The following is a 10227-nucleotide window of genomic DNA, read 5'->3' on the forward strand; positions in this document are numbered from 1 at the left end:
CTTTACCCCGTGTGCAGGACCTGTGACTCTCGCAATGTTTTCGGCGAAGATACATCAACCTGTCCTAGGAGCCAGGCGCCTCGGCCGGCTCATGAAAGGCTGATGGGAGATCGGACCAATGCCGCCGAAGGGGGCCCAGCGGGGCCACCGGGACTGAGGCCCCCAGTGCCACTGGGCATGCGGGGCTAAGCCGATCTCGCTTCCCTGTTCCGGTATCTTGATGCCAATCGGCAATTTATATATGGCGCTCTGGCTTGCCCAGTCTTCACGCTGATACTGAATCTCTCGATTGCAATGGGGACAGCGCGACGCGAGAACTTTTCTGATGGGCCGTGGGCCTTCTGCGAGATCCGGAAGAGCCGCTTGAGCCTTGGCATAAGCGTCTGCATAGCCCTGCATCGCTTGGACTCCCGCAAGTTCAAGAGGTCTCCCCTGTGGCGCCTCAGCCCTGTAGGCCAGAAGAACTCTTTTTCGGCAGGTGCGGTGCCAACATTGGTCCTCACGAAGAACAAGTGTGATGATCCCGTGCCGGCCATTTTCATACCACTGAAGCTGACCGGTGAGGGCACCGGTGACAAAATCAGAGATGCTGAGCGACAGGTAGTCGACATGCACATGCGCTCCCGGTTGGCCATCCTGATCCTTCCAAGTTGTGGTTTTGAAGGCCGGTAGATGTGGGTCAGGCCTAAGCCAATAACGATGCAGGGCCGCAGGCTCATGAGCGACCAGCCAGAGGGCGCGAATGCCCGAAGCCACATAGCGCTCTTGCCGCTGGCGGTAGGCTTCCTCCCCCTGGATCTGAACCTGAGCTTCGATGGCGACCGTCCAAGACTTTCCGAGCCGGCGGCAAAGGACATCGGCCCGCCAATCCTGGCCATCGGGTGCCGTTCCAGATTGCTCCGGCAGAGCATCCCAGCCAGCGGTTCGGGCTCCAATCAGGCTCTGGGCTTTGATGTAAAGATGGAGGTCGCTTTCCTTCGCTCTCTTAGGCACTTGCCCAGGAGCATGGGCGAAGAAGCGAGTTCCAAGACGCGATGTCTTGGGAATGGCCTGCCCTTTCCCGTATGGCATCCATGCATCGCGATTTCGCGCTGATCGCAACTGCTCCCACTCGTGATCGGTCAGCAGTGGAGCAATAAGCGGTTGTCCTGACTGGGTGTATGCGAGCAATGGCATGGTCTAGCTTATAATATATCGAGATGCGCGTATGGCGTTGACACCCCACACCTTGAACGCGCCACGACAAAGGATGGCCGGGCTGTCGATCAGTGGGCAGCTAACCATTCGCGCAGCTTGGTCCAGCGCCTCTTCATCTGTCCGCCACTGACTGCAATCCCGACAGCTCTCTTCTGGCCGACCAGAACAACCAACCGCTTACCGCGGGTGACGCCCGTGTAGAGCAGGTTGCGGGCCAGCATGGTGTAGTGCTGTGTTACGACTGGGATGATCACGGCGGGATACTCCGAGCCCTGCGACTTGTGGATGGTGGTGGCGTAGGCCGGCACCAGCGTGTCGAGTTCACCAAACGGGTACGACACTTCTCGGCCATCAAAGGAGGCGATCAGCGCCCCTTCCTCATCATCGATCCTGACTACCGTGCCAAGATCGCCGTTGAACACCTCCCGGTCGTAGTCATTCTGGGTTTCCATCACCCGGTCACCGGGTGAGAAGCGCCAGCCAAACCGCTCCACCTTCGCGGGCGGATTGGGATTGAGCACTTCTTGGAGCTGGATGTTGAGATTGCGGGCTCCAAGTACGCCCCGGTTCATCGGGCAGAGCACCTGGATGTCCTTCATCGGATCGAGCCCAAACCGGCGCGGCATGCGTTCCTTAATCATCTGGATGATCTTCGGCACACCTTCTTCAGGGTCGCTGATCTCGATGAAGTAGAAGTCGCTCTCGTCACCAGCCTTTGGCACCTCGGGCATCTGACCCTTGTTGATCCGGTGAGCGTTCACCACGATCCGGCTTTCTGCTGCCTGCCGGAAGACCTCAGTCAGGCGGGCGACCGGGATGCGCTCCGAGGCGATAATATCCGCCAGCACCTGCCCCGAGCCGACAGAGGGTAACTGATCCACGTCGCCCACCAGCAGCAGGCCCGTCTGAGCTGGGATGGCCTTGGTCAGGGCGTTCATCAGCGGCACATCCACCATAGAGGTTTCGTCCACCACCAGCAGATCGCAGTCAAGCGGGTTCTCCTCATTGCGCGAGAAGCCGCCGTGCTTAGGATCGATCTCCAGGAGCCGGTGGATGGTCTTGGCTTCCAGCCCGGTCTGTTCGGTCATGCGCTTGGCCGCTCGCCCTGTGGGAGCTGCCAACGCGACCCGAACGCCTTTGGCAACGAGCAGACGCAAGATTGTGTCGAGGAGGGTTGTCTTGCCGACACCAGGACCACCCGTCACTACGGCCATCTTGGAGCCAAGTACCAGCTTCAAAGCTTCCCGTTGTGAGGCCGCCAAAGTCTTGCCCGTGCGGCTCTCTACCCAGGGAATGGCCTTGTCGAGATCGATCTCGGGCCAAGGTGCTGGACCAGACGCTCGCCCAATCAACCGGGAGGCAATCGCTTGCTCGGCGAGATGGAGCCCTTTCAGGAAGAGGCAGGTCTCCTCACCGATGGTGTCCGAGACGACCTCACCCTTCGCAAGCTCCTCGACGATGGCTGTACGGATCAGGGCCTCATCCACTTCGAGGAGCTGCTCGGCCAGCCGGGTGAGAGCATCAACCGGTAATGCGCAGTGCCCCTCATCCGTCGCCGTCTGKAGCGCGAACGAGATGCCAGCCCGGATGCGCTGAGGAGCAGTCTTTTCCATCCCGAGCTTGGCTGCGATGGCATCCGCTGTCCGGAAGCCGATCCCGCGCACATCCTTCGCCAGCCGGAACGGGTCCTCGGTCATGACCTGGACGGACTCATAGCCATAGGTCTTGAAGATACGCACCGCCCTTGCCGTGCCCACCCCATGGGTATGCAGGAATATCATGATCTCCCGCACCGCCTTCTGCTCAGCCCAGCCCGCCACGATGCGAGAGGCGCGCATGGGGCCAATCCCTGGCACCTCGGTCAGGCGCTCAGGGGCAGCCTCGATGATCTCGAAGGTGTCAACGCCAAAGGCAGCCACGATCCGCTTAGCCATGGCTGGCCCAATGCCGCGCATCTGTCCGGAGGCAAGATACTTCTCGATCCCCTCTGCTCCGGTCGGTGGTGTTGTCTTGAGGACCTCAGCCTTGAATTGTAGCCCATGCGTGCGGTCGCTGATCCAGAGCCCACTCGCGGTGATCCACTCCCCTGCGGCCACAGCAGGCGTATGACCAACAACCGTCACAAGGTCACGCTTGCCTCGCGTATGGACTTTCAGGACAGCGAAGCCGTTCTCGGCATTGTGGAAGGTGACGCGCTCGACTGAACCCGCAAGGGTATCCGGGACCGGCCTCTGATCAACTAGTGAGGGGCGAATCATCTGGTTCATGGTGCCTGCCAGGAAACACTCCTGGCCTCTCCGACTGTATCGCTGGATGGCACCACTGACGAGGATGCTCTCCTTCTGTAGCTCAAGATGTTCTGGGTTTGTTTCGGGGCTTTTTTGCGGCGATTCGGATTAACTCGGCTCCACCGGTGGCAATCTGCCGATTTGGTTGTGGTGCTGGCTATGCAAGCACCAATCCCGAGCATTCACAGAGTTCTGCCCGGTTTCCACAGCCGAAAAGAAGGATGGTTAACGATCGGATAACGAAGCGGTATTCAGAGGGGTGCTGCTGATTGGGAGGTGGAGATGGACAACGGACCTGATGGTGGCAAGCGACCTTCAGCAGTCTCCGACACTGAACTGCTGCGCCGGATCGGGCAAAATCTCCGCTCAATTTACGCGGACGTGATCAGGCAGCCACTCCCACTGCGGATTCAAGCAACTTTGGCGCTCATCGATCGGGAGCAGAGGCTTGGTGAACAGTTGCCTCGTACGCTGCCGCACTGAAGAAGGTTGGCGCTGTGCGCAACACTACCTTACCCGTGGTTTCGCCCGATCCCAAGGCTTGATGAGCTTGAGCCACATCCGCCAGTGAAATGGATCGGACTTTTGGTGCCTGTATGATCTCTGCCTCTTACCAGGTGGCAAGGTCGTTGACAGCGGCGTGCAGAAGGTCGGTGCGGGCAAAGAGAAATAACAGATTGAACGCCACGACACCTTTGTTCTCGCTTGTCATCGACAAAGGATTGAAGCGCGGCATGGGGTTTGAGCTGTGTTCGGGTCGAGGCGATTACCCTTTATCACCTGGACACCGTGGTGCTTCCAGTGCTCGTGTGGATCGTGGGCGTTGTCGTGGTCGACTATGGCATCCTCCGAGGCAGCTTGGCTTTTTGTCCTTGCCGCGGATCGCCGGCAAGAGACCAAGGGTAAATAAGACTCGTTCAGGCTCCGCTGAAACGTCGTACTGCTCATCTGTCCTATGCTTCATCAGGTGAGGCGAAACTGCTCTGGAGCCTCCTGATGACGGAATAGATAGGCTCCACGCTGAGTTGCGGGCAGTCTAGTTAGGGCCGGAGCTCGAAGCCTGGAGAAATCCATCGGAGTGGTGGTTTTCAATATCATGTAAGAGCGAGGCAGGAGAGCACAGCGCGATTGGCCCGTGAGCAGCAGTTAGAACCTTCTTGAAGATACTCTCTACCTCATTCGGAGACGCTAAATTACGTATGATTGGGATAACCTCTGACGTGCGGTAAGGCTTGGGTATGAAAGCAGCGGCTCTGCAATGACCCCACCAATGACCGCAATGGATGCCAGAACAAGCCCGACACGGCTACATCGTGCGGCACGGTCCCCAAGTGCTATGACCTTCTGCAAGTGTCGCCCCAGGTAAGAAGCGTAATTTGCCCTTGGCAGGTTGCCAATAGCTACGCTTAGGCATTTACGGCTTTAGAAGTTAGCAATACACGCGTCCTTGAGCATCAGGGACCACTCAGGTGCCGGAAACGACGCAACTCAAAGGTCTGATCAGCAGATGCGGAAACTTTTTCCCTGTAGCTGTTACCGACAGCATGGGAGCCGTTATGTCTGAGACCACCAGAGCAATGTATTATCGGCAGTTGAAGCAGAAGTTGGACTTACGCGAAACCGAGGCTCGACTCCTTGCGGCCGCGGCTGAAAAGCTTGAGCGGAATGGACAGACCGAGCTGGCCAACGGGATTCGTGATGTCTGGCGCTACAACGAGGTTGGGCGCCTAAGGCTTCAGGCCGAGCTAGGCGCTCTATTCTTCTGTTGAATAACGGTTCTGGTTTGCTCTAGCCAAGGGAAAGGCCGGTCGGCGCAACCCCCTTAGGTGGAATAGGTAATTCTTTGCAGGTGAAGCCGAGAACGGCGTCCTTGATAACACCTCGGCTCACTCCATGCCGACGCGCCAACTGGATCCATTCCCGCTTTCCTGCCTCATAACGTCGGCGAGCCTCAAGAACCTGCTCTGCACTCAGTTGGCGTTGACCGGGCACGACAGATCTTTCGCGAGAACAGACAGGGAGCGCGTCACACAGTAGGAAGGTTCGTCCCTGGGGGGCTGGATAGCCTGTCGAGAGCGTAGATGAAGAGAGCATCTGAAAAAATAAGCAGCAAGCCATGACGGATAAGAGCGCCAGCAAGAGAGTGATGCCCTTGCGGCCCCTCAGTTTGATCACGAACTGAGGGCTATTCAAATTGCTGAGCCTCAAAGAAAGCGAAGGTCTCGAACGCAAACCTCCCTGTCTCGTCTCCACCTCAGTGGCTGTTCGGCCATGCAGGTTATTAGGCAGTCGGTCTTGATATGACCGAGCGCGGCTGACACTTCCTTAGTGGCACTTCCTTTGCCATCAAAGTCCAATCCGTATGGATCGGGATGGGGCGTGTCACTGTTGTTGCCCCAAGAGAGCGGACAAATCATCCCGGTTGACGTGAGGCGATGAATTCACGGGGGGAACGATAACCGAGCGCCTTGTGCGGGTGAAGGCTGTTGTAATGCTCGAACTATAAAGGAAGGCACTCCATGACCGTCCGGACATCCGGGATCGGGCCCACCCGGACATAATCGCGTTTGATCGTGCGCACGAAGGCTTCGGCCATGCCATTGCTCTGTGTACTCTGTACGGGCGTGGTGCTCGGCTCCAACCCCACCTCGCGTGTCAGGCTCACCGTGGCGCCGGGCTCATAGGTCGCCTGGACGATGGAATGCTTTTCGGCGGCCGTCCAGCGGCGGCGGCGTTGCGGCCCCGTCAAGGACCTCGATCTTGGAGCAACCAGTCATCGCACCAACACTCCTCCTATCTCTTAGGGAGGTGGAAGATCGTGTCCGGTCATTTCAGGGGCTACTTCAGGTTGACCTTCACGCAGAACTCTCACACTTTGGTCCGATGATCTGCATGATCATCGAATGGTGTTTTGATCAGAGGGCTCGGGGTCCCTCGGGGAAACTCGGGTTGCCCAGGTGACGGAATTGGTCGACGCAGTGCTTTAAGGTAGCGGCGGCTAAAACCGTGGAAGTTCTTGCATCATTTTGGCAGGTTAGACGACTATAAGTGAGCCTAAGCCAATGATGACGATTGATGACATGTGGGTCTACTTCCCTTTCGCTTCCCCGCGACGGGAGATTAAACACCTCGGGTCGGAATCCGGCTTCGGATTGCCTTCATCTCGTTGGGGCCCAAGACGGGTGATCCCATTATGGTGTTGGGGTTGACCGCAGGACCCGCACCCTCTCAAGATAAGCAAGGGCACCCATTAATCATGATTGAAATCTGCCATAAGGCGAGGGATCTCGGCGAGCAATTCACGCGCGAGGAATCCGAGCGGGCCGCGGGTTTGGGCTAAGCGATTGCCCGCTTCGCCGTGAAGGAAGACACCCCACTGCGCCGCCTGTAACGGTGTGACGCCTCTTGCCAGCAAACCTGCAACGATCCCAGCGAGCGTGTCGCCTGACCCTGAGGTCGCCAAGCCGACATTCCCGTCACTGTAGGTCCAAGCACCTTCGTCCGGAGCCGCAATGTGTGTGCGTGATCCTTTCAGTGCCACGACGCAGTGAAGCAAGCTCGCCGCCTCGGTGGCGACCGCCGCAGGGTCTCGCAGGACGTCATGCTTGTCGATGCCGAGCAAGTTAGCCATTTCCCCCGCGTGCGGTGTGATCACCAACCGGCCTTTATGGCGGGCAAGAAGTGAGGCTATGCCTCTCAGTTGGCCTAGTGCTCCGGCGTCCAAGATGAATGCAACTCCAGAATCACAATTCAACAGGTCGGCGGTCAGGATCGCAGCAGTCTTTTCGTCAAGCATCCCTGGGCCAACCAGAACCGCATCACAGCGTGCGATTCGCTCGCTCAGCCGATCGGCAGCACGGGGATCGATTTCTCCAGAGTCCGTCTCGGGCAAGCTGAGCACCAATGCTTCCGGCACGGCGAGACCCAAGTGCATCGCAATGCTGCGACAGGTTGCGATCTGCAGCTTGCCGGCCCCGGCGCGTAATGCAGCAGTTGCTGCCAGCAGAGCAGCCCCAGGCACCGCGGTGCTTCCGCCAATAACAAGCACGCGTCCGCGCTGATCCTTATCCCCGTCCTCTGCCGGTTGTGGGAGCGGTATTCGGTTGAGGAACTCCGGTGTGATCGCACGATCGCTCATCGGGCCGCCACTTTGGCGTCGGGCTCCGACGTCACGGGTGCGCCAGCGTCCTCGAGCGGAGCAACAAAATTGTAGCAGTGCATCAGGAGCTGCCCATGCTCACCGATGCTTTCGTCGAGGCGGTACTCGGTGACGGAGCAGTTCGCCACGTCGCCTTGGGCATCAATCTCGAGAATGGTCTGCTCCGTCATGTTCTCGATCAGGTAACGCAAGCACAAGACAACGACTTGATGTCCGACGATCAACACGCGGCAGCGGCTGTGGTGGAGCGAGATCGTATCGAGCGCACTTCTCAGGCGCAGGATGACGTCGCACCAGCTCTCTCCCCCTGGCGGCCGATGATAGAACTTGCCCAGAAGACGGCGGAACTCGGCCTGATCCGGGTGAATTGCCTCGATCCCCGTGCGGGTGAGGCGGTCGAGAATGCCGAATTCTTTCTCGCGCAGTCGCTCGTCCACGACGAAGGTATGGCGCTCGACACAAACGCCTCCTTCCGCCTCGATGATTTCGGCCGTGCGTTGCGCGCGCAGGTAGGGAGAGGTCAGCACCACGTTGGGGCGCTCTGCGGCAGGGAGACTCGCGAACCACCGCCCGAGGGCGCGGGATTGCTGTTCTCCGAGCAAGCTCAAGGGGACATCGACATCGCGGTCGGCGATGTCGATGTGCGACAGGCCGGCGGCATGGGCGGCATCGCGCGCGACGTTGCCGGCGCTCTCGCCGTGGCGGACGATCCAGAGGCGTTCCGGCCACCGCTGTTGCATGTTTCGAGGTCCTCGCGTCAGGCGCACTAGATAGAAACCAGAACGTGAGGCTTGGCCTTAGGTTCCTGCCGAGCCAAAGCAGCAAGGTATGGCTCTTGCCAGCCAATGGGCCTGTAGATGAAGGCTGTTCCGATCCCTATTGTGCGTGGGGAGCCGGAACGACATCACGTTCATACCGACATGGCGCGTTGTTCTCGGAATTTGCCAACACCAATGGCAGATCGGCGCAGGCGGCGGAAAGCCGCGTGATTTGCTTGGGCGGCTTCAAAACTGCCGCCTACCTCCTTATCCCTTGCTTCCAATCGGACGAACCGGTTCGGCTTGCATTTCCGCAAATGCCCAGACGGCTGGAGTTGTCGTAAACCGTTCGCATTCTCCCTGCCTTCGTCTTGGCTGGTTGGACAAAGTTAATTTGGAGGCCCTAACCGAAGGGCTTAAGCTTCGATCACCGCCAGTCATCGCCGATTTCGTCGGCGGATGCAGCCTTGCCTGCCAGATCGTTGGCTGGCCCCGAATTGCTGGGCTGTGCGTTTAGAGCTGAGGAGCTTTCGGTCGCGCTCTAACAACTTCTCAGTGATCATAAGATTGTTATGCCGGAAAAGAGAAGGCTGCCGTTAGGCAGCGTTGACGTTAAGCGCGGGAGACCTAGTTCCTGGGTCGCAGTATTGCATCACAATGCCGCAAACGCCCTGGTAGAAGGTCTGGTGCTCAGCCTTCGGCTAGGGCGTTCCCTTATGGCGTGCAATGAATTCCACAAAGCCAAGCCTACGGGACGGGGTCTCGATCGTCAGAATCATGCCGAAGACCGTCGGGATGTCCCGAGCTGGAACACCCTAGCCAGGGTGCTTTGTCTGAAATCCTAGAGCTGTGTCACTCGGCCTCCGCCGCCCGGTCTAAGGCATATGCCTAGCTATGCTTCTCGAGCAGGAACCGGCTTCATACCGGAATTGGCAGAACGTTAATTTTTTAAGTCAAATCACACAGCGAGTGCATCATTGACTGGAGCAACTCGGACCTTAAGCCTGACGATGATGCCAAGTCCGGTCACACAGTGACTCTCATCCTGAACTGCATGCCCGACGCACCCGCAAACCGATTGCTCCTGCCCTGGTTGGTTCTACTCTCACTGGGCACGCTGCGGATCACCCTTGAACCAATGCGGAGGCACTTTTTTGCTTCGCTTGGACCCTCGGCCCATGCATTCGGAGACGCATTGGCTGGGGCGTTTCCTTCCGAGACGAACCCACCAGCCGGGTGCGCCGCTCCGACAGACGTTGAACAGCCGAGACGCATCCATTTAACCATCTACCGACACTCGCATTGACCAGAGGCCGGCCTTGGGTGATGTTGTCCGTGCTGTGTCCAACACCACAGCCCCCAAGCCCTGGCTAAGCGTCCGCAACCCGCTTGGCTGGGGCATTCTCATTTAGAGAAAGAAAACCCCACTTGGTCTGGCGGGGTCCGCTATGAGGGCGGTCACTTGAGGCACTCCGGGGGCAGAGCGCTGACCCTATGGCTTACCGCTCAGCTTTGAATACTCACCCTTAGGAGAGATTTCTCCCTATTGGGTTGCATCAGAATTGATTTAGCCGACGAATGCACAAAGATAACCCGGCCAGAAACTGGGCTGTAGAGAGTTCTACCAGAGGAGGTCAGAGACTAATCCCGCTTGGTATACGCCCTCTTCGGCGAAGTTCACATAAGCCGGATGGTCTGTTCAGCTGACCGACAGGGCCTGTTTCGAAACTTGGGTGAGGGCGAGACTGCACTGGCAGAAATGCCTTTGAGATAGTGTGAGCGCACACAACGATACAGATTGGACCCACCGCGGTCACCCAAGCGT

At 58.4% G+C, this 10227-nt stretch carries 5 protein-coding genes and 1 pseudogene; 2 read left to right on the forward strand and 4 right to left on the reverse strand.

Going from position 1 to position 10227, the window contains the following annotated elements; translation table 11 throughout:
- Positions 1-1265 precede the first annotated feature (1265 nt).
- A complete protein-coding gene (recD2, locus tag ACXJKO_RS26785) occupies positions 1266-3464 on the reverse strand; it encodes an SF1B family DNA helicase RecD2 (RefSeq protein WP_457094094.1) in 2199 nt (732 codons plus the stop codon).
- Between the two features lie 303 nt (positions 3465-3767).
- Here recD2 and ACXJKO_RS26790 point away from each other — a divergent pair, with 303 nt between their 5' ends.
- Complete coding sequence (locus ACXJKO_RS26790; RefSeq protein ID WP_457094095.1) at positions 3768-3968, forward strand: hypothetical protein; 201 nt, start codon at positions 3768-3770, stop codon at positions 3966-3968.
- A 1073-nt stretch (positions 3969-5041) separates the two neighbouring features.
- Positions 5042-5254 (forward strand): hypothetical protein, encoded by a 213-nt coding sequence (locus ACXJKO_RS26795; RefSeq protein WP_457094096.1) that lies wholly within the window; start codon positions 5042-5044, stop codon positions 5252-5254.
- Between the two features lie 644 nt (positions 5255-5898).
- Here the strand turns inward: ACXJKO_RS26795 and ACXJKO_RS26800 are convergent.
- From ACXJKO_RS26800 to ACXJKO_RS26810, 3 genes and pseudogenes are all read right to left on the reverse strand, one after another.
- Positions 5899-6234 (reverse strand): annotated as a pseudogene (locus ACXJKO_RS26800) (integrase core domain-containing protein).
- Between the two features lie 501 nt (positions 6235-6735).
- On the reverse strand, positions 6736-7623 hold the full coding sequence (locus tag ACXJKO_RS26805; RefSeq protein ID WP_457094097.1) for an NAD(P)H-hydrate dehydratase: 888 nt from the start codon (positions 7621-7623) through the stop codon (positions 6736-6738).
- Positions 7620-8384 carry a histidine phosphatase family protein gene (locus ACXJKO_RS26810; protein ID WP_457094098.1) on the reverse strand — a complete coding sequence of 255 codons (765 nt, stop codon included), beginning with the start codon at positions 8382-8384 and terminating at the stop codon, positions 7620-7622. Before ACXJKO_RS26810 ends, ACXJKO_RS26805 begins: the two co-directional genes overlap by 4 nt.
- Positions 8385-10227 lie beyond the last annotated feature (1843 nt).

The organism is Microvirga sp. P5_D2, assembly GCF_054049475.1.

What these genes read in the sequence shown, in the direction of transcription:
- ACXJKO_RS26805 (WP_457094097.1), bottom strand. Translation starts at nt 7,623, where the DNA reads ATGAGCGATCGTGCGATCACACCGGAGTTCCTCAACCGAATACCGCTC.
- ACXJKO_RS26795 (WP_457094096.1), top strand. Translation starts at nt 5,042, where the DNA reads ATGTCTGAGACCACCAGAGCAATGTATTATCGGCAGTTGAAGCAGAAG.
- ACXJKO_RS26810 (WP_457094098.1), bottom strand. Translation starts at nt 8,384, where the DNA reads ATGCAACAGCGGTGGCCGGAACGCCTCTGGATCGTCCGCCACGGCGAG.
- ACXJKO_RS26790 (WP_457094095.1), top strand. Translation starts at nt 3,768, where the DNA reads ATGGACAACGGACCTGATGGTGGCAAGCGACCTTCAGCAGTCTCCGAC.